The sequence below is a fragment of the Vibrio sp. L5-1 genome (assembly GCF_021728315.1).
GTDB classification, from domain to species: domain Bacteria; phylum Pseudomonadota; class Gammaproteobacteria; order Enterobacterales; family Vibrionaceae; genus Vibrio; species Vibrio splendidus_K.
Genome location: NZ_JAKKCQ010000002.1, coordinates 950,585 through 973,456, shown reverse-complemented (window position 1 = coordinate 973,456; position 22,872 = coordinate 950,585). Strand labels below are relative to the sequence as shown.

27 protein-coding genes are annotated in these 22,872 nt (G+C 44.4%); 13 read left to right on the top strand and 14 right to left on the bottom strand.

All coding sequences use genetic code 11. From position 1 onward, the window contains the following. Window position 1 precedes the first annotated feature (1 nt). The 9 genes from L3V35_RS11180 to L3V35_RS11140 form a co-directional block, all read right to left on the bottom strand. Window positions 2-1,549 (bottom strand): aromatic amino acid ammonia-lyase, encoded by a 1,548-nt coding sequence (locus L3V35_RS11180; RefSeq protein WP_237299684.1) that lies wholly within the window; start codon window positions 1,547-1,549, stop codon window positions 2-4. Continuing rightward, the gene (locus L3V35_RS11175; RefSeq protein ID WP_237299682.1) at window positions 1,527-3,368 is read right to left on the bottom strand and encodes a glycosyltransferase family 2 protein; all 1,842 of its coding nucleotides are present in this window, start codon (window positions 3,366-3,368) and stop codon (window positions 1,527-1,529) included. Before L3V35_RS11175 ends, L3V35_RS11180 begins: the two co-directional genes overlap by 23 nt. Then, on the bottom strand, window positions 3,361-3,723 hold the full coding sequence (locus tag L3V35_RS11170; protein ID WP_010439237.1) for a 3-hydroxyacyl-ACP dehydratase: 363 nt from the start codon (window positions 3,721-3,723) through the stop codon (window positions 3,361-3,363). Before L3V35_RS11170 ends, L3V35_RS11175 begins: the two co-directional genes overlap by 8 nt. An 89-nt stretch (window positions 3,724-3,812) precedes the next feature. After that, complete coding sequence (locus L3V35_RS11165; protein WP_237299680.1) at window positions 3,813-5,201, bottom strand: AMP-binding protein; 1,389 nt, start codon at window positions 5,199-5,201, stop codon at window positions 3,813-3,815. Between the two features lie 6 nt (window positions 5,202-5,207). Next, a complete protein-coding gene (locus L3V35_RS11160) occupies window positions 5,208-5,765 on the bottom strand; it encodes a septation protein IspZ (protein ID WP_017076838.1) in 558 nt (185 codons plus the stop codon). After that, entirely contained in the window at window positions 5,765-6,022 is a 258-nt protein-coding gene (locus tag L3V35_RS11155; RefSeq protein WP_004739745.1) for an acyl carrier protein, read from the bottom strand. Before L3V35_RS11155 ends, L3V35_RS11160 begins: the two co-directional genes overlap by 1 nt. 10 nt (window positions 6,023-6,032) lie before the next feature. After that, the gene (locus tag L3V35_RS11150) at window positions 6,033-6,293 is read right to left on the bottom strand and encodes a phosphopantetheine-binding protein (protein WP_004736154.1); all 261 of its coding nucleotides are present in this window, start codon (window positions 6,291-6,293) and stop codon (window positions 6,033-6,035) included. Between the two features lie 104 nt (window positions 6,294-6,397). Further along, window positions 6,398-7,168, bottom strand: coding sequence for a lysophospholipid acyltransferase family protein (locus L3V35_RS11145; RefSeq protein ID WP_237299678.1), 771 nt, complete (start codon window positions 7,166-7,168; stop codon window positions 6,398-6,400). Beyond that, on the bottom strand, window positions 7,165-7,914 hold the full coding sequence (locus L3V35_RS11140) for a beta-ketoacyl synthase chain length factor (RefSeq protein WP_017088082.1): 750 nt from the start codon (window positions 7,912-7,914) through the stop codon (window positions 7,165-7,167). Before L3V35_RS11140 ends, L3V35_RS11145 begins: the two co-directional genes overlap by 4 nt. Before the next feature lie 72 nt (window positions 7,915-7,986). On the opposite strand from L3V35_RS11140, the gene L3V35_RS11135 reads away from it, so the two are divergent. From L3V35_RS11135 to L3V35_RS11125, 3 genes are read left to right on the top strand one after another with little or no spacing between them, the layout of a single operon-like run. Continuing rightward, the gene (locus L3V35_RS11135) at window positions 7,987-8,376 is read left to right on the top strand and encodes a hypothetical protein (protein WP_017084503.1); all 390 of its coding nucleotides are present in this window, start codon (window positions 7,987-7,989) and stop codon (window positions 8,374-8,376) included. Between the two features lie 29 nt (window positions 8,377-8,405). Further along, the gene (locus L3V35_RS11130; RefSeq protein WP_237299676.1) at window positions 8,406-9,479 is read left to right on the top strand and encodes a methyltransferase; all 1,074 of its coding nucleotides are present in this window, start codon (window positions 8,406-8,408) and stop codon (window positions 9,477-9,479) included. 25 nt (window positions 9,480-9,504) lie between these two features. Continuing rightward, window positions 9,505-10,746, top strand: coding sequence for an NAD(P)/FAD-dependent oxidoreductase (locus L3V35_RS11125; protein ID WP_237299674.1), 1,242 nt, complete (start codon window positions 9,505-9,507; stop codon window positions 10,744-10,746). Window positions 10,747-10,887: 141 nt separating this feature from the next. On the opposite strand, the gene L3V35_RS11120 is transcribed toward L3V35_RS11125, so the two are convergent. Both L3V35_RS11120 and L3V35_RS11115 read right to left on the bottom strand, forming a co-directional pair. Beyond that, window positions 10,888-11,394 (bottom strand): hypothetical protein, encoded by a 507-nt coding sequence (locus L3V35_RS11120; RefSeq protein ID WP_017084506.1) that lies wholly within the window; start codon window positions 11,392-11,394, stop codon window positions 10,888-10,890. A 139-nt stretch (window positions 11,395-11,533) separates the two neighbouring features. Beyond that, window positions 11,534-12,667 carry a flagellar assembly protein FlgT gene (locus L3V35_RS11115; RefSeq protein ID WP_017076832.1) on the bottom strand — a complete coding sequence of 378 codons (1,134 nt, stop codon included), beginning with the start codon at window positions 12,665-12,667 and terminating at the stop codon, window positions 11,534-11,536. A gap of 192 nt (window positions 12,668-12,859) precedes the next feature. On the opposite strand from L3V35_RS11115, the gene L3V35_RS11110 reads away from it, so the two are divergent. Both L3V35_RS11110 and flgP read left to right on the top strand, forming a co-directional pair. Next, window positions 12,860-13,495: a FlgO family outer membrane protein gene (locus L3V35_RS11110; RefSeq protein ID WP_004736167.1), complete on the top strand. Its 636-nt coding sequence runs from the start codon at window positions 12,860-12,862 to the stop codon at window positions 13,493-13,495. Between the two features lie 9 nt (window positions 13,496-13,504). After that, a complete protein-coding gene (gene flgP / locus L3V35_RS11105) occupies window positions 13,505-13,936 on the top strand; it encodes a flagellar assembly lipoprotein FlgP (RefSeq protein ID WP_004736169.1) in 432 nt (143 codons plus the stop codon). A gap of 304 nt (window positions 13,937-14,240) precedes the next feature. Here the strand turns inward: flgP and flgN are convergent, their stop codons facing one another. From flgN to flgA, 3 genes are all read right to left on the bottom strand, one after another. Then, window positions 14,241-14,666, bottom strand: a complete 426-nt coding sequence (flgN, locus tag L3V35_RS11100) for a flagellar export chaperone FlgN (protein ID WP_004736170.1) — start codon at window positions 14,664-14,666, stop codon at window positions 14,241-14,243. 66 nt (window positions 14,667-14,732) lie between these two features. Next, the gene (gene flgM / locus L3V35_RS11095; RefSeq protein WP_032546011.1) at window positions 14,733-15,050 is read right to left on the bottom strand and encodes a flagellar biosynthesis anti-sigma factor FlgM; all 318 of its coding nucleotides are present in this window, start codon (window positions 15,048-15,050) and stop codon (window positions 14,733-14,735) included. A 179-nt stretch (window positions 15,051-15,229) separates the two neighbouring features. Further along, entirely contained in the window at window positions 15,230-15,976 is a 747-nt protein-coding gene (gene flgA, locus L3V35_RS11090) for a flagellar basal body P-ring formation chaperone FlgA (RefSeq protein WP_017085300.1), read from the bottom strand. 77 nt (window positions 15,977-16,053) lie between these two features. Here flgA and L3V35_RS11085 point away from each other — a divergent pair, with 77 nt between their 5' ends. From L3V35_RS11085 to flgG, 8 genes are all read left to right on the top strand, one after another. After that, window positions 16,054-16,980 carry a chemotaxis protein CheV gene (locus L3V35_RS11085; protein ID WP_004736173.1) on the top strand — a complete coding sequence of 309 codons (927 nt, stop codon included), beginning with the start codon at window positions 16,054-16,056 and terminating at the stop codon, window positions 16,978-16,980. Window positions 16,981-16,991: 11 nt separating this feature from the next. Continuing rightward, entirely contained in the window at window positions 16,992-17,819 is an 828-nt protein-coding gene (locus L3V35_RS11080; protein WP_004736174.1) for a protein-glutamate O-methyltransferase, read from the top strand. 255 nt (window positions 17,820-18,074) lie between these two features. Then, the gene (gene flgB, locus L3V35_RS11075) at window positions 18,075-18,470 is read left to right on the top strand and encodes a flagellar basal body rod protein FlgB (protein WP_004736175.1); all 396 of its coding nucleotides are present in this window, start codon (window positions 18,075-18,077) and stop codon (window positions 18,468-18,470) included. Between the two features lie 4 nt (window positions 18,471-18,474). After that, window positions 18,475-18,888 (top strand): flagellar basal body rod protein FlgC, encoded by a 414-nt coding sequence (gene flgC / locus L3V35_RS11070; RefSeq protein ID WP_004736176.1) that lies wholly within the window; start codon window positions 18,475-18,477, stop codon window positions 18,886-18,888. 17 nt (window positions 18,889-18,905) lie between these two features. Continuing rightward, window positions 18,906-19,619, top strand: coding sequence for a flagellar hook assembly protein FlgD (flgD, locus tag L3V35_RS11065; RefSeq protein WP_004736177.1), 714 nt, complete (start codon window positions 18,906-18,908; stop codon window positions 19,617-19,619). 50 nt (window positions 19,620-19,669) lie between these two features. Further along, window positions 19,670-20,974 carry a flagellar hook protein FlgE gene (gene flgE, locus L3V35_RS11060; RefSeq protein ID WP_017076830.1) on the top strand — a complete coding sequence of 435 codons (1,305 nt, stop codon included), beginning with the start codon at window positions 19,670-19,672 and terminating at the stop codon, window positions 20,972-20,974. Between the two features lie 270 nt (window positions 20,975-21,244). Continuing rightward, window positions 21,245-21,994: a flagellar basal body rod protein FlgF gene (locus L3V35_RS11055; RefSeq protein ID WP_004736179.1), complete on the top strand. Its 750-nt coding sequence runs from the start codon at window positions 21,245-21,247 to the stop codon at window positions 21,992-21,994. Between the two features lie 21 nt (window positions 21,995-22,015). Next, on the top strand, window positions 22,016-22,804 hold the full coding sequence (gene flgG, locus L3V35_RS11050; RefSeq protein WP_004736180.1) for a flagellar basal-body rod protein FlgG: 789 nt from the start codon (window positions 22,016-22,018) through the stop codon (window positions 22,802-22,804). Window positions 22,805-22,872: the final 68 nt, after the last annotated feature.

Here is a 22,872-nt window from a genome sequence, read left to right as displayed (position 1 = left end):
TCTATGAGTAAAGTGACCAGTGCTGACTTTGAATACGAGCAATGAAGTGGCGTAGATCGCCTTCAAGTGGTCGGTCTTCAACGATAAATTCAAACTCTTTAAGCACTTCGTCGCGAATGTACTTTAGGTTTTCACTCATGTGGTGCTCATCAAGCTCATTGTGACGTTTACGAAGCTCGAGTGCTTGTGTACCCGCCAGAAGTGATGCCGCTGCCACTTGTTCCGTTAGCTCTAGAACGCGTAAACAATCACGAGCAGCAATGGTACCCATGCTGACTTTATCTTGGTTGTGACATTCAGTAGAACGAGAGAACACGCTTGCTGGCATGGTGTGTTTTAGTGCTTCTGCTGTCCAAGCCGAAACACCGATCTGTACTGCCTTGAAGCCGTGGTTGATTGGCTTACGTTCGCCTTCTGCGCCTGTTAGGTTAAATGGCAGTCCGTTGTTGAACTTGTAATCCATCAACTGTGCCATTTGGCGATCAAGCAGATCCGCAAGGTTGGCTACTGCTGTTTTTAACGTATCCATCGCCATGGCAATATGGCCGCCGTAGAAGTGTCCACCGTGCAGTACGCGCTCGTTGTCGCCATCGATAATTGGGTTGTCGTTAGCGCTGTTGAGCTCATTCTCAATCATTTGGCGAAGCCAAGGCAGAGAGTCTTGAACGACACCGATAACGTGTGGAGCACAACGCAATGAGTAACGATCTTGCAGACGGTCACTGTTGCGAGGTGGGCGTTCTGCTTGAAGGTCGTCGCGTAACCACGCTGCAATTTGTTGTTGACCAGGGTGAGGCTTCACTGCAAACAGCGCTTCATCGAAGTGGAAGTCATTACCTTGCATACCCACAGACACCATTGCCGTGATCTTAGTCGACAGCTGAGCTAGATATTCTGCACGTTTGTAGGCGATACAAGCCAGAGCGGTCATTACTGAGGTGCCATTCATCAATGCCAAGCCTTCTTTTGGCTTAAGCTTGATAGGGCTAATTCCTAGCTCTTTGTAGACGTCACTAGTAGGGCGAACTTCGCCTTTGTAGATAACATCGCGCTCACCAATCAGTGCGGCCGCTAAGTAAGACAGCGGCGTTAAATCACCACTGGCACCCACCGATCCTTCTTGAGGAATACGCGGTGAGATGTCTTGGTTAATCAAAGTAACGATCTGGTTGAGCAAATCATGAGTCACACCAGAGACACCTTGTGACAGAGAACACAGGCGAGTTGCTAATACTGCACGAGATTGTTCGTGAGACAGTATTTCGCCTAAACCACAGCCGTGAAAACGTGTTAAATGCAGTGGTAGCTCGTCAACTAGGTTTGGCGGAATTGCAACGGTACATGAGTCACCGTAACCGGTTGTCACACCATAGATCACGCCTTCTTCTTTCAACAGACGCTCTAAGAAAGCGACACCACGGTCGATCTTAGATGTGAAGGCTTCACTTGAGTTCATCGAAGCTTTTGCGCCTTGTGAGATAGCGACAACATCCTCAATCGTGAGGCGTTCGGCACCAAAGGTGATGCTATTTGGATTCTTTTTCGTCATGGTGCTTGCTCAATGTCCAAAAATTAAAAAAGTTGTACCACTGAAGCGGTGCTTTCAGTGTGTAGTGCTCAAGTCGATTTGCGTATTTTTGCACGACTTGCTGTAAAGATTGTTCGCGAGTCTTTCTGGGTAGTTCTATCTTGTCGCTAAAATGCTCGAAATAGACATTAAAATGCGGCTTAGATTGTGAGTCATCACGTAGCCCAAATAATAGAAATACTGGCGCTTTGAGAACAGAGGCTAACATAAATGGCCCTTGAGGGAAGGGCGCTTCCTTACCCAAAAACTCAGCCCATACTGAACGGCTCTCTTTGTTGGTGGAGGTTCTATCGCCAACAATCACAATCCACTCACCTTGTTCCAGTTTCTGTTGCAACAAGATAGCAGTATCAGGCCCCATTGAAGTTACCTGAATCAGGTTTAAATCAGACTGCGGGTTGACCGCTTTCATCACCGAATTAAAACGCTCAGCGTGCTCGGTAAAAACCAATGCATTGATTTTGATGTTCGAGTGTCTGCGACCCAAAGCTCGACACAGTTCGATGTTGCCAAGATGAGAACCTAGGATTAGCACACCTTGCTTATTTGCCACCATGCTCTCAAATTGTTCTTGACCATGAATGCTCAGGTTATCGACCGAAAAATCCCCTTTCCATGCAGCCAACTTGTCTAGCATGGTATGGCCAAACGAGAGCAAATGGTTATAACTGGTTAATTCAGCGGGTAACTCAATATTCTGTTGTTCAGCGTATGCCTTAAGCTGAAATAGGTACTGTTCTGAGGCGTTTCGTGCACGTTTGCCCGTTAGGTGGTAGTAACGCATCACGCCGCGTAAAATCAGATTAAATACGCCTCGGCCCAACAAGGTATAAACGGCCAATAACAGTTTGATTCCCAGCACAGTGCCGCGTTCTTGAGTACGCGACCAATGGGGTTGTTCTGGACCTATTTGTTCGGAATTTACTTGTCTTGAATCTGCCGAGGAACCTTGGCTATTTTCAGCTGGCAAACTCTTAGCTGCAGATAAGCTCTCGGCGGAATCTGATTTGAAATGACGAGCAATCAATTTTGGTGCTCTCGGCAGCATGCCGAAGAACAGTCTTGTGTGCATCCAACTGATTTTTACGTTGTCCCACAGTGCATCGAAATGAGAGATACCATTTTCTGGGTAGATAACACGCGTTTCAACGAAGTCGATATCGCAGCCTTCCCAATACAGGCGAACCAGAATCTCGATATCAAAGTCCATTCTCGAACCGACATCGTATTTATTCAGTACGGTTTGCGTCTTATCGATTGGATACGCTCTAAAGCCACACATGCTGTCTTTAATCGAGAGAGATAGGGTTTCTATCCATACCCAGATATGTGTCGCGTAGCGTCCGTAGAGCCTTGCTTTAGGCACGCTCTCGTCATAAACAGGCTGACCTGATATCAAGCGCAGAGGTTTGTCTTGCGAAGCTTGGATTAACGCGGGTAGGGCGTCTAGGTCATGCTGTCCGTCAGCATCAATCTGAATAGCGTGGCTAAAGCCGAGCTCTTGCGCTCGCTTGATGCCCTCTTTTACTGCGCCGCCTTTGCCTTGGTTCTGATCAAGTGTTACCAAAGTCACGCTTGGGCTATCGGCAAGTGGAGTCAGAAACTGTTTGGTCTCGAGTTCACTGCCATCATCAACAATAATGATCGGAAGTTCGAAATTAAGAAGTGATGAGACCACCGAGGGCATGGTTGCGCCGTGGTTAAAGCACGGAATTAGGAAGCAAGCCTTGTAGTTGCTTTCTTCAAGTGCGTGTTGAGAAACAGCCTCAGCGCTATTCACTTTTCTCTCCCAGCTTCATTTTGCCTGAAGAGTGAATCTGTTCGCCGTTGTTTGAGGTGTAACTAAAGCTAAGTTTGTCTTTGTCAGCGTCCCACTTGAGTGACAACTGTATGGTCGAGTCTGGCAGGATCGGTTCTTGGAATTTGATGACTTCCATGCCTTTAAAAAAACCAGGGACACTCAGTTCTTGGACTGCGTAGTGAAGTGCCCAATCAATCTGCGTAACACCAGGAAGAATAGGGAAGCTCTTGAAGTGCCCCTTAAAATCGGTGATGTCACCAGCAATATGGAGTGTCAGGGTCGATTCTTTCTCTGCAGTGTCAACAGCAATGACGTTTGGTTTTCTCTTATCCATAGCGTGTGTTTAGAATCCTTGGGCTGAAAATGGGTGTTCTGACAAAAATATAAAAAGATAATCTCAGTGTAAAATACGATCAGCGGTTTCTATGATTTTATTAGCTGTTCGATATGAGAGGTTAGTCGCTTACCTTGGCTGTTGAGTGGAATCTCATCAACAATGCGATATTTTCTTGGGATAGCGATCGGTTCTAACCATTTTCTAAGTTCTGAACGCAGCATCAACCAGAATTTACCTTTACTCATGGTGGCGAGTTTCGCTTGGCCTTCCTCTGATAATACCAAAGCCGACGCCAAGATTAAGCGCTCCGGTTCTTCAAATGGAATGACAACACACTCGCTTATCCAAGGAAGTTGCTCAAGTCGCTTTTCGACTTCAACCAGTGATACTCGTTTTTCTTCAATCTTGATCACTCGGTCGGTTCGGCCTTTCAATATAAATTGATTATCCGAAACCATTTCGCACTCATCGGCGGTTTGATACCAGTTGTTTTTGTCGATGTACGGCGACAATAACTTAATGCAATTCTCACTGTTGAGACTAGCCTCAATACAGTCAAAAAGCTGCCAAGGCGTTTGAGCGCTCTCTTGCTGACGAAATGCGATGCCACCGGTTTCTGTGCTGCCAAATACCTCGATGGGAAAATGTCCTAACAAATTAAGTGCTTGGTGAGCCGATTCGGTTGGTAAAGGGCCACCAGAAGAAAACACACCAGCTAGCTGTGCAAACTCTGTCTCGTGTTTTAATCGTTTGAGTAGCGCAGGACTACTGATCAGCACGCTCTGTTTGTTAGCGTGAGATAGGATTTGTTCAGGGTACTCAAGATTGTGTCGAGCAAATGGAACACCAGAACAAAGTGGCCATAAAATTCGGAACAACAGACCATAGATATGTTGGTGTGAAACCGTGCTGTGGACTCGGTTGCCCTTAAGTAAATCGCCCCAGTTTTTATCTAGCTGAGCGATTTCAATATCTAGGTGCTCTAAGGTTTTGTCTATAGCTTTGGGCGTACCACTTGAACCTGAAGTAAACAGGGTCAAGTGGATAGCTGCCAAATCAATGGGCGAAAGATTATCGATTAGAGGTTGTTGTGCTTTAGGGTTTGAGTCCAATAAGTTTTGGATATTGCTAACTTCACTAACCTCAACTTCACCAATCGAGTCATCAACTAACAGGCAATCAAAATGCTCACTCAGCTCGGCAAGCGCACAAGGTTGATAGTTACCCGGTAAGATGATGTGTTTTTTGCTGACAGCACATGCCAAAAAGGCCACCGAAAATAGGTAGCTGTCTTGGGTACAAATCGCAACTCGTTGAAAAGGGGATGAAGATAAAAGGTGTACGAGTTGAGATAAGTCGTCGTTAAATGTTTGCCAAGTAATCTCACTATTGTCGTCAAAGCAGACAATAGATTCAGGGGCTCGGTTTTGACTGAGGAGTTCAGACAATGAGATGTAAGATACGGTTTGGGTCATAACAATTTAACTCTGACGAATGCGCTGTCTTACCACCCACTCTCCTGCAAAGAGTAACCCGGCGAACAAATAGCTGAGTAAGCCATTGTATAGGGTCCATATTTCAAGAGGCTGGAAACAGGTGTAAAGGGCGATAGAGCCATTGATAACAAAGAACAGGCACCAAACCTTGGTGACTTTTCGTGTGTAATCAACACCACTTTGCGGAAGTTCAGGCTCTTGGAGTCGAGCAAGACGTTCGATAATAGTTTGCGGTTGCCATAGGCTTGAAGCGAATACAGCCAACATACAAACATTAACGATGACGGGATAATAGGTTAACCAGCCATGCTGTTTGAAGGCTAACCCTAATGCCAGTAGAACAATTCCGGCACTTCCACTGATCCAAGCTAGGTGTTTTAGCTCTTTGATCTTAGCCTGACCACCGGTGAAAATGCGGACAGCAAAGATAGCGGCTAAGACGATACCAACGGTTTGTAGGCCAAACTTGTTGAGCCCAAAGTAAACCGCTATTGGATAAGTGAAAAGTATGATTGCCGACAATAAAGTCAGCAGAGGACGCATTAGGCGTCCTTCAATAGTTCAACCACAGACTCCACAACGTCATTAACGGTGCGTACTGCTTTGAACTCTTCAGGTTTGATCTTCTTACCCGTTACGTTCTGTAAATGAACGACCAAATCAACCGCATCAATGCTGTCTAGGTCTAGGTCGAGATAAAGGTGTGCTTCAGGCGTGATATCTTCGGCATCAAGCTCAAACAGCTCAATAAGCGCATCTTTAACCTGATTGTATACTTCTTGTTGGTTCGCTTGTGTCATAAAGATCTGTCTAGTTGTTTGTTTGAGAAGAGATGTAGTTCGCTAGATTTTCAACTGACGCAAAGTGCTGTCGAGTGTTTGAATCGTCGGCATCGATAACAATGTTGTACTTTTTCTTGATAGCAAGACCAAGCTCAAGTGCATCGATAGAATCTAGTCCAAGTCCATCACCAAATAGTGGAGCTTCTGTTTCAATCTCATCAATGCTCATGTCTTCAAGGTTCAATGCGTCGATGATCAGTTGTTTCAGTTCGTTGTGTAATGTTTCCACTTTGGCCTACTTAATGCTTTATCTGAATGCTGCTTTAAGGGGGCGATTCTACATTATGCGAGGTATTTTCGAAATGCCGATATCGCCGGTTGTTTATTGATGAGCTAAATACTTTCTTCGGAAGGGAAAATAGTGTGTGCAAGATGATGATTAAGGCGTCTTGCTGCCGAAGTTAAGTTATTTGCATTCTCAATAAATGGTGCGACTTCTATTTTACCTTTCACCGCGATATGAAAAAAGGGTTTCGTAGCAGGAACTTGATACCATTTTTTCTCTTTCGTTAAGAATGTCGGAGAAACCGTAATATGAATCACGCGTAAATCGGTTTGTGTTCGAGTAGCAATTTGCGCCGCACCACGTTGTAAGGATGGTTCAATTCCTGGCGTTGTGCGAGTTCCTTCGGGAAAAACCAGCAGTACATTGCCACGTGAAAAGCGTTCTTCACAACGTTCTAAAAGATCATCAGGTGCTTGATTGGGTATGTAACCCGCCGCTTTAACAATTCTCTTCATAAACGGGTTTTCCCATATGGCTGCTTTAACGAGGCAATCACATTGAGGAAGTTGAGAGGCGATCAGCACATAGTCGATTAAGCTCGGATGGTTGGCAACGATGATGCAGTTGCGATCTTCGCGCAGCAGCTCGGCACCATCAATTCGGTAGTCAATTGCCCCAGTGAATTTCATGATTTGGCAAAAAGCATTGAAGGAGAAACGAATCAGTCGCTGAACTTTGAGCTCTCTTTCAATGATATTGGGTGTCGTTATCGCAATAGAAGGTAAGATTATGAAGCTTAATACTAAGCCTCCCAGCCCAAAAGTGGTAAAGCAGAACCCTGTCGCAAACACTCGCCAATATTGGTCTAACTTGCTCATTGCTGTGTTCCTGTCTTGGCGTTATTTATCCACGACCAAGTTTGGTGCTTGCCAGCAACAGTCCACTTATTTGTACCCAATAAGATATGTTGGAGCGTTTGTAGCCCTTGTGGTAACCCGGAAGATGCTTGGTTGGCTTCTACTGTTCTAGTAATAGAGTATTCACTGCCAGTCGTGAGCACTAAGCCCAGAGCATAATCAGCATAGTGTTGTGTTTCGTATTCTTGGTAAAGCTCAGGCAAAGGCTGGTCGAAATCAATGACGAGCACACGATGTGACGGATACTGATGTAGGTAAAGATAAGCTTCGATCAGAGCATTGTGGAAAGTATCTTGCCCAGCAGCGATAGAGGTCAGTGGAATCGGCGCTTTTGCGGCAATCGTTGTGAGACCAGCAGCGGTATTGTGCACCGACTGCGAGAACGCCATTGGTGAGGCGTCATCACCTTCTAAGATTGATTGAATCAATGTGGCAGTTCGGTGCAGCTCACCATGTCGGCTGGCAAAAACCAGAAAATCAACCGAGGTGTCTTTTAATAGAGTCAATGCGGTTTGGACGGCAAGCTTACTTTGCAGGCTCATTCGGCGACGCATCATCGGCGGGATGGCTTTAAATTCAGTTGAGCCATCTTGTGGCCAATCTAAATTTGTGCTCCATGTTTGCCATTCGGCAACGGAATTGAGCCCCGCAGAATTTGCAGACCATTTCTCAATATTAAACGACATTAATTGGGATTGATTTGACATAAAGTATTGATTTGCTTTGGGTCTAACTAAATACTATGCGTGCTTATAAATAAACACAGGTAAGGAATTTAAATGAAATTACTAAAAATAGCCGTTTCAATGTTATTCATATTCGTTCTTGCAGGGTGTGGACGTGTCCAACCTGTAATGAATGTTGAGGATACTCCAGTTGCACTTAATCTTCAAAGTAAACAGGTGAAATCAGCTATTTATGAGTCTGCTGAAAACCGAGGCTGGTTGGTTTCAGAAATAAAGCCTGGCTTGATCCGTGCAGAACTGTATGTTCGTTCACACCATGCTGTGATTGAAATTCCTTATAGTGACAAGTTTTACTCTATTCTTTACGTTGAATCAGAGAATTTGAAGTATGACGATGGTGAAATACACCGTAATTACAACCGTTGGGTTAATAACTTAAACGTTGATATTAAACGTAAGCTTGCACAAATGGCAGCTGAGTAATCCTCTATTATTTTAAAGTTAGGTTTTTCGTGTCGGAATATAAATTAGATCCATTCAATGCATTAGAAGCAAAAACAGAAGCGCAAAAGTTGTCTTTCGCTCCAATTGTTTTTCACACTGCTCGTACACTTCGTGATTTAGGTATCTTGAAAGCGTTAGATGACGCGGGCAGTGATGGTTTACCTGCAGAGACTCTTTCGGAAATAACGGGCGTATCTGAGTACGGCGTAAAAGTTCTGCTTGATATGGCGTTAAGTGCTCATATTGTTACTTGGGACAAACCTAACTATAAAATGGCCAACCTTGGTTTTTACCTTCTGCACGATGGTATGACCAACGCAAACATGGATTTCACAGCCGATGTTTGTTACGCCGCGATGATGCATCTAACTGAAGCAATTGAAGAAGGTACACCTGCGGGTTTGAAAGAGCTGGGTGACTGGGAAACTATTTACCAAGGCTTGTCTCAATTGCCAGAAAAAGCAAAAGAGAGCTGGTTCAAGTTTGATCACTTCTATTCAGACCGTTCTTTCCCTATTTTGCTTGAGAAAGTCTTCAGTAAGAAACCTAAATCGCTGGTGGATATTGGCGGTAACACCGGTAAGTGGGCGATGCAGTGCTGCAACCATGATGCTGACGTTGAGGTGACGATTGTTGATTTGCCACAGCAACTAGAAATGGCAATGGCAAACGCGACACAACATGGCCATCGAGACCGAGTGACTCCATTCCCAGCCAACATGCTCGACAAACAGCAAGCCCTGCCAACGGGCGCCGATGTGTGGTGGATGAGCCAGTTCCTTGATTGCTTCTCGCCAATGGAGATTCTGAGCATATTAAAGCGTGTTCGCTCTCATATGTCAGAAGAGGCGACGGTCTATATCCTTGAACTGTTTTGGGATGCACAGAAATACGATGCGGCTTCTTATAGCTTAAACGCGACCTCTCTTTACTTCACTTGCTTGGCCAATGGCAACAGCCGTTTTTACCGCAGTGAAGATTTCCTAGAGATCGTTGAAGAAGCTGGCTTTGAAGTGGTGACCCGTACCGACGATATCGGCCTTGGTCATACGCTTCTTGAACTGAAAGCTGGCGCGCAATAAAAAATAACAAACATGGCTTAAATTAATGAAAAAACTGTCAACTCAAGTAGTGATCATCGGAGCTGGGCCATCAGGGTCTATTGCTGCGTCTTTGCTTCATAAAAAAGGCATCGATGTTCGAGTGATTGAAAAGAGCCTTTTCCCGCGCTTTTCGATTGGTGAAAGCTTACTACCTGCTTGCATGGAAGTGATTGAACAAGCTGGGATGAGCGAAGCGGTGGCTGACGCTAACTTCCAATTTAAAGATGGTGCCGCTTTTCGTAAAAATGGCGTGTACACCGCGTTTAATTTTGAAGATAAGTTCTCTGCTGGGCCGGGAACCACGTTTCAGGTTCAACGAGGCGCCTTTGACAAGGTGTTAGCAGACACTGCCGAGGCGCAAGGTGTTACCATTGATTATCAACATGAGTTGATGGGCATTAACTTCACTGAAGACAGCACCATTTTAGACGTACAAGTGCTTGATGGAGAACGCTATCAGCTAGAGGCTCAGTATGTGCTGGATGGCAGTGGCTTTGGTCGCGTGTTACCGAAGATGCTTGATTTGGAAGAGCCATCATCGCTTCCTCCACGCAAAGCTATTTTCACGCACATTAACGACCATATTTCAGAGGTTGATACCGACCTTGAATATGACCGCAACAAAATTCTGATCTCGGTGCACCCAACCAACCCTGATGTTTGGTATTGGTTGATCCCGTTTAGTAACGGTGTGTCTTCGTTTGGTATTGTCGGGGAGCCTAAGTTCTTTGAATCATACCCAGAAGACAAGATTGCCGCGATTAAGCAACTGGCAACGGAAGAGCCGGGTTTGGCTGAAATATTGGCGAATGCAAAGTATCCAAACCCTGCCGGTGAAATCGGTGGCTATTCTGCCAACGTAAAACACCTTGCAACAGACAAATACGCACTATTAGGTAATGCTGGTGAGTTCCTTGATCCTGTATTTTCATCAGGTGTGACGATTGCGATGAAGTCGGCTCAGTTTGCGGTTGAGTGCGTGGAAAAGCAGCTCAATGGTGAGAAGGTTGATTGGGAACGTGATTATGCAGATCCATTGATGGTTGGCGTAAACACCTTTAGAACTTATGTTGAGGGATGGTACTCAGGTACTTTGCAGGATGTGATTTTCTATCAAGATCCCAACCCGAAGATTAAGCAAATGGTGTGTTCTATTTTGGCTGGTTACGCATGGGATCAAAGTAACCCCTATGTGAAAGAATCAAAACGCCGACTGACGACACTGTCGGAGATATGCCGAAGCTAGGTGGTCGATTAAGGTGTAGCAATCTACTAAAGCACCATAATGATAAAGCCTATAAATCAAAACAGCCGCAATGCGGCTGTTTCTGTATCTGCTAAATATGGGAAGCTGATTCTTAGCTTACTCGCTTTACTGAAGTTGATACTACTTCAGGTCGATGCTGTTCAATCGTCCCATAAAGATAAGTAACTCAATCACATCTTTGTGGGCTTCAAGCAGCGCTCGTTTGGTTTGGCTGTAGGCGGCGAGTCGCCCGTGCTTCCTTATAGAGCATACTTTGGTTCTATATTTGTATTCACCACTTTCAGAGAATACGCGCCACTTAGCGATGTAGCATTCATCTCGATGTTCGGGATCTGTCTGAGTCGGGTTTGGTTTGAATACTATTTTAGGTTCTAAACTGTGCGGTAAACGCGTCATCAGATAGGGCTCTCTAAGGACTTTTGGCCAAAACTTTCCCCAGAGCTTTCTGCCAAGCTCATCTCTTAACTTGATGGTTTTCTTTAGTGCTTTGTCTTCACCCATACGAACAAAACCGACAGAACGATGTAACACCGTATCTTCGGGAGTATGGATGTGGATTTTAAAAGCGGTTTGGCCTTTCGATATAAATCGATAACCGGTCGCACCAATTAGATTATTCTGGCTCATAGTTTGCTAAATGATGATTATGTTATTAATAAGGTTACGACAAATACGTTAAAACCGAAACTAATCATCATGAAAAAAATAAAGCCTTAACAAAAGTGCTAAGGCTATATTAGAAACTATGAAGTGAGCTTGTCGCTAACTACATGATTTTCTGCATTACATCACCAATTTGAATGCTTCCAGCAAGGCTAGGTTGATCAATCGTGAGTTCAGCTTCGTTCTCATAAACGCGAGAAACGGTCAGTGTGATATCGCTTTGAGAGACCTTATTACGTGGCAAGCCTCGTTGGTCGATAAACGAACCGGTGTGCCACAGTTGCAGTTTGTCACCTTGTTGAACGCCATGCATTCGACCTAAATCAATGGTCACAGTGTTACCAAATACTGCAGCCACCTCTGGAAGCGTGATTTTACATGATACTTCTGATTCCAAGTCCAACATAATATTGCGGCTGACGCGAAGCATCATACTGCCGTAGGTTGATGCCCAGAAACGAGCACTGCGCGTATCAACCTCACTGGTCTTAGCAAAAGGCCATTTTGCCACTTCACGATAGCTACGGTTATAAACCTGATGACCTGTTTTGCCATCGAAGACTTGCATTTCTAAGGCAAACTGGCGGTTTATAATGTCGTCTTTTAGAAGCTTGGATTCAATGGTCGCAGTTAAATCGGTGATATCACCGCCGATAATGTACTGTGCTCCCGTGTCTTGTGCGATCATTTTGATCACTTCCGGTCGACGCTTGTCGATATCGTAATTGGTTGTACCAACAGAAACAAAGCTACGAGATTCTTGGGCCAGTTGTCGGTCAACGACATGGCTAAAATCATCACCAATATTATAGATTCTGCCCATTACAGCTTGTTGTGGGGAAGTCACATCAATGTTGCCGACCAAAAATGTTTTCTTATATTGGCTCTCATGGCAAGCATTTGCCGAAGGGTAGATGTCGATCCTTGCAGTGATCATTATATTGCCACTGCGTTTCTTCTCTTTTTCTACCAAGATGTAGCGCACTTCATGATTGGTAAATTGAAACTCTTTCTTCTTCGCGTCGAGGTAGGGTGTGAGGTTAGCAATGCTACCAATGTCAGCACCAGAGAACTGGATCGCTTTATATACCGCGTCTTCCAGCGCATGGACTCTTGCGGCTTCCTCTGACGATACGATGGTTGCTGTACCGGTAACTTCATACCAAGAGGCATGAGCACTGAAGCTTATGGTTATCAGTGAACTTATTGAAAATAAGTAAGAAATTATTTTTTTCATCTATTCGTTACCAGTTGGGTATAAATATTGCTTAACAAATAACTATAAGCTTGAAGCTGACTTAAGTGCGTTTTTCTTAATCTGAACCATTAATGAAAAGCAAAGACTGTTCCAACATTGTAATCCATTGAAAAGAATAATGGTGAGAACATATTGGAATAGGTAGCACTAAACATATCTGGAGATTAGAGAATGAAAAAATGGCTCGTAGTAATGAGTGTCATGTTACTGACATCATGCGCTTATTCGCCGATCTATAACGGCAAGTCTGAATATTCAGGCAGTCAGTTTATGTTGATGGACAGCCCTCGTCATACCATGGACTTTTTCGTGGAAAGTATGACTGAAGATTTGATCATTTCGAATACGAGTATTTCAGCAAGAACTCCAATTGCGATAACTTCGTTTGTTGACCTGCAACACATGGACACAACAAACTGGCTAGGAAACTCGGTATCAGAAGGCTTCATTCATCAGTTTCAGCGTCGTGGCTTCAAGGTGGTTGATTTTAAAACAACCGGTTCGATCCAAGTCACTCACCAAGGTGATTTTGCATTAAGCCGTGATTGGAAAGACTTAGCTCAAGAGCAAGATGTCCAGTACGTGCTGACAGGCACTATGCTTCGCCAAGAGGGCGGTGTTCTAGTTAATGCTCGTGTGGTAGGTATGCAAACTCGTATTGTGGTAGCTTCCGCGCAAGGCTTTTTGCCAGCGGATCGTATTGGTCGAGATCTAGATACTCTGAACAGCATTCGAACTCAAGATGGTGTCATTATTCGTTCTGATCCAACGATGACTCAGCCTTACACCGTTATTCTTCGCCCCTAGGAGTTCGAGATGAAGAAGTTAATATTTGTTGTTGCCGCTTTACTGCTTGTTGGCTGTCAGCCTCTGCAAAACATGAGGCCAGATGATTACTTAGTTGCCGTTGGTTACGCGAGTATCAGTGAGCAAAAGGGACGTAACGACGAGGAAAGGCGCATTCGTGCGATGAGAGCTTCCAAGATCGATGCTTATCGTGAACTTGCTGAACAAGTGTATGGCATGCGAGTAAGCGGCCGAGCAGAGCTTGAAGATCAACGCCTTGGCACTGAACGTACTTCTGGCGCAGTTGATGGCGTAATCCGTGGCGCAGAAGTGGTGCGCAGCTACCCAGTGGGTGATAGCTATGTAACAGAGCTCCAATTAGATATCCGTAAGATGGAACAGCTACGTAATTACGGTGAAGTTCAGGCAGTGCCTGAGAAGAGACAACAAACGTTGTTCTAGTTTTAGGAGCATCTAGTTATAGGCTTACCTAATTATATTGGCTACCACTCGCTTTCCAGATGGCGTATCGGCAACCAATAACGGTTATGGTTAAGAAAGCGGCAAGTATGAAAATACTTGCCGCTTTTTTGTGTTTATCGTTTATTAGGGGCATTTATAGGTTTAGAGAGACTTTGACGGTGTAGCGAGAAGGGTAGGCTGAGATACAGATACAGATACAGATACAGATACAGATACAGATACAGATACAGATACAGATACAGATACAAGCAAGAAGGGTGTTATGCGCAGAAGATTAGCCCAATTAGGCTTTTACATTGGTTCCCAGCGTAGAAATCGTATGCGTTTGGCCACCGGCATTGTAAGTCATACCAATTTTACCATGGCTTTGCTGCATCATATTACTGAGTTTTTTGAAGCTGAGGTGTGCTCGATTCAAGGCTTCGCCATTGACTAGGTTCGCTTGGTGGCAGTCGTGCACTATGGACTTGATGGTCGCGACTAACTGAGCAAGTTCAGGGTTCTCGGTCAATTCTGAGATATTGGTATGGGTAGCAATTCGTTGATCGGTTGATCTTAGCTGTTCAACAAGGACCACTTTTTCTTTGGCGATTCGCTCAATATCGTTTGATTGTCGGCTCGTAATAGCGGTTTTCTCTGAACTTAGTAATTCAGATAAGGCTTTGGCATTTTGAAGTTGAAAATTAACTAAATCTGCTAGTGCCGCCATAACGTAAACCTATTCATAACCTCGTGTACTTTAAGACAATAACTTCAATGAAAAGTTAGTGTTTTCTTAAAGGCCTTTTAATTCATCTTCGAACTTGATCATGTTGTCAGCCAGTTTTTCTGGATCGACAGTGTATGAACCATTCGCAATCGCTTCTTTGATCGCAGCAACTTTTACAGAGTCAAAGCTTGGTTGTGCAGCCATGTCTTGATGGAGCTGACCAATCGCTTTGCCTTGTTGGCTTAGTGAAACCGCGTCTTTGCTTGCTGGTGATTTAGTTGACACATCAGAACGTGATGCCTCAGAGCTAGAATCAGAGCGTACTGCTGGTCGGTTAGTGGTCGTTAGGGTTTGCCCTGAACGAATATTATCAATGCCTGCCATAGTTAAGCCTTTTTCTTCAAAAATGGGAACCTGTACAGTCAATATCGACCAAGGGTTCGAATACTTTAGCAATTTTTAGCTCAATAGTCGAAAAGGGACAAAACACCACTGTCGTTATATTTTGGCGTTAAAGTTGAGAGCAAAATAACTAACGATACCGTCAATTTAGAAGTAAAGAGTTAAAAGTAAACCGTGACTTCAGACATGCTGGTAACAATACCTTCAATTATACGCTGTGATTTATCATTTTTCACTCTTACTTGATCACCCATTGAGCCATCCGTAAGCGCAGTCCCTTTGGTGGTAATGGTCATGCCACCTTTTACTGCCTGTATGATAACCTTCTCGTTTCGGCATACGACACAGATATCGCCTCTTTCGACAACATCGCCTGGCCTCAGGTTTTTTTTCACCTTAGCGCCGATCACTTGTTGGGGAGCGGTGAAACCTTGACGACGAAACTTGTTAAGCGAAATCATAGCGGTGGTGACATCGTATTGACCAACGATTTCGCCTCTTGCTAGTGAGCGTGTTGTTGTGACTAGTGGTACTGACATTGAAAGGCGTACCGGCACGTAAACTCGCCACTCATCAGGAACACATTGCACTAAAACCGTAATGCTACTACGGGTATTGCTGGTGGTTGAGGCGCTGGTATCTAGAGGAATAGGGCAATCTGTTGCTTTGATTCTAGAGTCCACATTTGCTGAGTTAACAAAGAGTTCGCCGCCTTGTGGCTGCTCAACTGTCTCTAGGATGTGTTGTTCCGCCGCAGATTGAATCATTTCAATTTGCTCTGGAGTCGCAGCTTGTACAAAAAAACTAAACAATATTGATAAAATGCCGATAAACTTAGCGACAGTTTTAAAAGTAGCTCTACACATTGCTATGGAAAAAAGCGGCAGATTTGTTTTATGATATATCATTCCGTTTCTCTAGTGGTTCGTAGCCTGCAGTAGACTAACACTTTTTATACAAAAAAGTTTGATATGGAGATGAGCTCATGACGGGTATTCTTGATTCGGTGAATCAGCGTACGCAACTCGTCGGTCAAAACCGATTAGAATTACTAACCTTTCGCCTAATGGGGCGTCAGCGTTACGGCATTAATGTTTTTAAAGTAAAAGAAGTACTTCAGTGCCCTAAACTGACAAAAATGCCAAACTTGAACCCACTGGTTAAAGGTGTAGCACACATTCGTGGCCAAACGATCTCTGTAATCGATTTGAGCTTAGCGATTGGTGGCCGTCCTACAACGGATGTTGAAAAGTGTTTTGTGGTTATTTCTGAGTTTAACCGAACCATTCAAGGTTTCTTGGTCAGTTCAGTAGAACGCATTATTAACATGCACTGGGAGTCGATTCTTCCGCCGCCAGATGGTGCAGGCAAAGCCCACTACCTGACTGCAGTCACCAACATTGATAATGAGCTGGTAGAAATTCTTGATGTAGAAAAAATTCTAGCGGAGATTTCACCTGTTGATGAAACAATGGACAGCAAAATTGCTGAAGAAATCGCAGAAGTAGAACAAGGTAAAGAATTGGTTCGTCGTATCTTAATTGCTGATGATTCAACGGTTGCTCGTAAGCAGGTTCAGCGTGCGATTGAGTCGATTGGTTTTGAAGTTATTTCGGTGAAAGATGGTAAAGAAGCCTATGAGAAGCTGGTGGAGATGTCATCAGAAGGCAGTATTTACGATCAGATTTCATTGGTGATTTCAGATATCGAAATGCCAGAAATGGATGGCTATACGCTGACTGCTGAGATTCGTCGTCACGCCGAACTTAAAGATCTATACGTAATTTTACACTCATCATTGAGTGGTGTATTTAACCAAGCCATGGTTGAGCGTGTAGGAGCTAACTCCTTTATCGCGAAGTTCAACCCCGATGAGCTTGGTGCAGCGGTAAAAGCTGCGTTAACTAACTAAAAGAGACATTAATGACTGCTATAACAATAAGTGATCAAGAGTATCGCGATTTCAGCCGTTTCTTAGAATCTCAATGTGGCATTGTATTAGGTGACAGCAAACAGTACTTAGTGCGCAGCCGTCTAAGCCCATTAGTAACGAAGTTTAAGTTAGCTTCGTTGTCTGATTTGTTGAGAGATGTAGTAACAGGTCGAAACCGTGAGCTGCGCGTGGCTGCAGTCGATGCCATGACGACGAACGAGACACTTTGGTTCCGTGATACTTACCCGTTTGCTGTGCTTGCGGATAAACTTCTACCGGAAATAGCGGCAAATAAACGTCCTATTAAGATTTGGTCTGCGGCAAGCTCTTCAGGCCAAGAAGCATACTCAATGGCAATGACGATTCTTGAGACTCAAGCTCGTAAGCCAGGTATGTTGCCAAATGTATCAATTACCGCAACTGACATCTCAGCAAGTATGTTGGATATGTGCCGCACTGGCGCGTACGACAACCTTGCATTGGGACGTGGACTTTCTCCTGAGCGTCGTCGTACTTTCTTTGAAGATGCGGGCGATGGCCGTATGAAAGTGAAAGATAACGTTAAGCGCATGGTGAACTTCCGCCCTCAAAACCTGATGGACAGCTATGCATTGTTAGGTAAGTTCGACATCATCTTTTGTCGTAACGTGCTAATTTACTTCTCGCCTGATATGAAATCAAAGGTACTTAACCAGATGGCAAACAGCCTGAATCCTGGTGGCTACCTATTATTGGGAGCGTCTGAATCGCTAACAGGCTTAACGGATCGTTTTGAAATGGTTCGCTGTAATCCAGGCATCATCTACAAATTAAAGTAATGAGTGGCACCAGTTTTAGGTGCAAAGTTACTGCCTAATTTCAAAACCCAGCCAAGTGCTGGGTTTTCTTTTTCCGGCTTAACCTATATCTTTAAGTCAGAGTGACATTCCAATTTACTCTATTTTTTGGCTTGTATATTGCAAGTTTACCCACGAGTAACCTGTAAAAGTATTGATAGCCCGCTTTGTTTTAAAAGTTGGTATATATATTGCTTTGGTTATCTCATAACAGTCAGTTCTTGAGTTGAGGTTTACATGGCTATTTCTTTTGACAATGCTTTAGGCATTCACCAGCACACAGTTGGTGTACGTGAGCGTAACGCTGAGGTGCTTTCCACCAATATCGCGCAAGCAAACACGCCTGGGTATAAAGCAAAAGGATTAGACTTTAAGAAATCGCTGCAAGCGGCAAGTTCTGGGGCAAGCATTGGTCTTAGCCGTACAGATGGTCGGCACATTTCTGCCTCAACAACGGTGAACGGGGAAACGAAGTATCGAATTCCTACCCAACCTGATACAGGAGATGGCAACACGGTTGATTTGGATTTGGAAAGAAACCTTTTCATGCAAAACCAAATTAGGCATCAAGCCTCTCTCGACTTCCTAGGAAGTAAGTTCAAGAATTTAACTAAAGCGATTAAAGGGGAATAATTAGATGAGTTTATTCAATGTATTCAATGTGACTGGTTCTGCGATGAGTGCTGAATCTGTTCGTCTAAATACGACCTCGAGCAACCTTGCAAACGCGGACAGTGTAAGTAGTTCTGCTGAAGAAACTTACAAGGCTCGCCACGCAGTGTTCGGCGCTGAGTTAAATAAAGCACGCAACAGTGGTCACACTGTGCCTGTGAAAGTATTAGGTATTGTGGAAAGCGATAAGCCGTTGAGCGCGGAGTACAACCCAGATCACCCATTAGCGAATAACGAAGGCTATATCTACAAACCTAACGTGAACGTTATGGAAGAAATGGCAAACATGATTTCGGCATCACGCGCGTACCAAACAAACGTGCAGGTTGCTGACTCGAGTAAACAAATGCTGCTGCGTACGCTGCAGATGGGTCAATAAGGATAAGGAGGTAGCACATGGCTGGAATCAACAACAATGTTGGTCAAAGCGGCTTGTCCTATGTTGACCAGCTGAAGAGTCTTCAAGATGGCGCGAAAAAGCCCGACGAAACAACAGGTAAGCAGGATCTTAAACAAGAAGACTTCTTATCTTTGTTGACTAAGCAATTAGCCCAACAAGACCCTTTTAAGCCGGTTAGCAATGACCAGATGATTGCGCAAATGGCTTCATTTGCGACCGTAGATGGCATTGGCAAAATGAATACACAGTTTGAAAGCTTGAATTCATCAATGACTTCTAACCAAGCATTACAGGCATCCTCTTTGGTTGGCCGCGATGTATTGGTTCCTGGTGCGGCAGGTGTGAAACCCGGTGATGGCGGTATGGCGTCCATGGTTAAGCTTCCTCAGGCAATGGACAATGTAATCGTCCGTGTTGAGAACGAAGTTGGCCAATTGGTTCGCACTTTTGATATCGGCTCTAAACCATCAGGCGACACACGTGTTGAATGGGACGGAAAAGACGAAGACGGTAACCCATTGCCGGCTGGTAAATACAACGTGAAAGCGTCGGGTTTACTGGATGGCGAGAACACAGAGTTCCAAGTTTCCAGTTATGCGAACGTGAACAGTGTGCTTCTTGGTAAGGGCGATGGCAACGTACTACTCAATCTGGCTGGTTTCACATCGCCAGTACGACTTGCTGAAGTACTAGAAGTTGGTAAAGCGTAACGCTTTAAAAGAGTGATTATGCTAGCTAGAGAGATTAGGAGAATATTGGAATGTCATATGTAGCTTTAAGCGGTCTATCCGCTGCACAACTAGACCTGAATACAACCAGTAACAACATTGCGAACGCAAACACATTCGGCTTTAAAGAGTCACGTGCGGAGTTTGGCGATGTTTACTCAAGTTCGTTATTCACTAACGCAAAAACGACGGCAGGTGGCGGTGCGCAAGCTAGCCAAGTGGCGCAACAGTTCCATGAAGGTTCAAGTATTTATACGAACAACCCAATGGACTTACGTGTAAGTGGTACAGGTTTCTTTGCAGTATCGAAAGACCGTATGGTACCGGAGATCAATGAACTCACGCGTAATGGTGCATTTCACCTAAACAAAGACAACTACATGGTTACCGCTAACGATGAGTTTCTTTTAGGTTACGATGTTGATCCAAATTCGGGTGAAGTTCTTTCTTACGCGCCAAAGCCACTCGACATTCCTGCTGAGTTTGGTAAGCCAAAACAGACAGAAAACATTGAAGTAGGGGTTAACCTTCCTGCAAACGGTGATCTTAAAGACCCGGCTGCATTTAACTTCAAAGATGCTGACACTTATAATCGTGCAACGTCTTCGACGGTATACGATTCTATGGGTCAGTCTTACAAGTTAACGACTTACTACCTCAAAGATCAGACTCAACCAAACACTTGGCAGACGTACTACACCATGTCAGATGAGAACGGTGAAAAGCCGGTCAATATCACGGGTGGTGATGCGACCAATGCACAAGGTCATGTTGGTCACACAATGAAGTTCAACAATGACGGTACGTTGGCGAGCCTTAACAATGGCCAGCCAATTAACTCTGAAGCACTAGGTGCAGGAGCTAACCCAATTGATTTGAACGGTGCTGATCCAACGCAGGTGCTTAAGTTTGGTCTAGATTCGTCAACTCAGTTTGCCGCCCCATTTGAACTCACTAAGTTCGATGAAGATGGTGCGACAACAGGTTTCTTAACCAAAATCGATTTCGATGAGTACGGTAGTGTTTTAGGTACTTACTCAAATGGTGAAAACGTGATGCTTGGCCGTGTAGGCTTGGTTCGTGTACCCAATGAGCAAGGCCTAGATAAGAAAGGCGGCACTCAGTGGGACTCTACTAATGACTCAGGTTCTAAAATCTGGGGTGAATCGAACAAAGGTTCATTTGGTAGCATCAACAACGGCTCGCTAGAGCAGTCGAACATCGATATGACTCAAGAACTGGTTGATTTGATTTCTGCTCAACGTAACTTCCAAGCGAACTCTCGTTCTCTAGAAGTACACAACCAACTGCAACAGAATATTCTTCAGATTCGTTAATCGTTTCGAGCGTTTGAATCATCTGCGAATACCCAATTCAATGTTATTGAATTGGGTATTGTTGCTGAATTTGATATGGCTGTTTACTTTTCTATTTGCCGCCCCTATTGCCGCACGGTAATGCCACTGGCAACAATTCTTCCTCAATGATCCTTTTGTGATCCCTCTTCTTCGTTGTTTTCTATTTAAATTATTGATAAATAACAGTTAAAAATACTGGCACAGTGTTTGCTTTGTTAGCCCCAGAAGATGATTTTTTGGAGCAGAATTATGGATCGCGCACTGTTTCTTGCCATGAGTGGCGCTAAGCAAAATATGCAAGCTTTGCAGCTACGTGCTAACAACCTTGCCAACGTAAGTACAACGGGTTTCCGTGCTGATTTAGCACAAGCACGTTCAATGCAAGCGTACGGTGAAGGCATGCCTACTCGTGTTTTCAGCATGACAGAACGTCCGGGTCATAATTTCGCACAAGGTAGTGTGGTCACCACTGGCCGCGATCTTGATGTCACGATACAAGGTGATGGCTGGATTTCGGTAATGGACAACACGGGCCGTGAAGGCTTAACACGTAACGGTAACCTAAAGGTTGACCAAAACGGTTTGCTAACCAACGCAAGCGGTCATTTGGTGTTAGGTGAGAACGACGCACCCATCACACTACCTATTCCTATCAGTAAAGTAGAAATCGGCACAGACGGTACCATTTCGGTGATTCCTCAAGGCGCTCCAGCTGAAGAATTAGCGATTGTCGACCGTATCAAACTTGTGCGTCCAGATAATCAAAGCTTATTTAAAGACACGAATGGTTTATTCCGTTCGAAAAACCCAGATCAGGCATACGAAGCAGATGCAGCGGTAACGTTGCTAAAAGGTGCCATCGAAGGCAGCAACGTAAATGCTGTCGGTGAAATGACCAGCCTAATTGACTTACAACGTCAATTCGAAATGCAGGTCAAGATGATGAGCACAGCAGAGGAAATGGACAAGTCGTCTGATTCACTGCTTCGTATGAGCTAATAGAATTTAAAGGAATTTGCTATGCATCCAGCATTATGGGTAAGTAAAACAGGTTTAGACGCCCAACAAACCAACATCTCAACAATTTCAAACAACCTTGCCAACGCCTCAACCATTGGCTTTAAAAAGAGTCGTGCAGTATTTGAAGACCTGTTCTATCAGAATATCAACCAGCCAGGTGGCCAATCGTCTCAAAATACTGAGCTGCCAAGTGGCTTGATGTTAGGTGCAGGTTCAAAAGTAGTCGCAACTCAAAAAGTGCACACTCACGGTAACGCGCAAACGACGTCTAACAGCTTAGATATGATGATTGAAGGCGACGGCTTCTTCCAAGTTGAAATGCCAGATGGTGAAACAGGTTACAGCCGAAATGGTCAGTTCACTCTGAACGGTGACGGCGCGATCGTTACATCAGGTCAAGGTTATGCTCTGCAACCAGAAATCGTGATTCCTGAAGATGCGATTTCGGTAACTGTTGGTAACGACGGTGAAGTATCAGTACGCCTACGTGGTGAGCAAAACAACGTCGTGGTTGGCCAAATCACCATCACTGACTTCGTAAACCCAGGTGGTTTAGAGCCTGTAGGTCAAAACCTTTACTTACCAACCGGTGCTAGTGGCGACCCGCAAGAGGGTGTTCCTGGCTTTGATGGCTTAGGTAATATTCGTCAGTCGATGCTAGAAACATCGAACGTCAACGTAACCGAGGAGCTGGTTAATATGATTGAAGCTCAACGTGTTTATGAAATGAACTCGAAAGTTATCTCGTCGGTAGACAAGATGATGAGCTTTGTTAACCAACAGCTGTAATTGGTTTATTTGCCGTTTACTTTTTTAATTAATAGATCTGTTTTTGCTAATTGATCCATTTACCACTG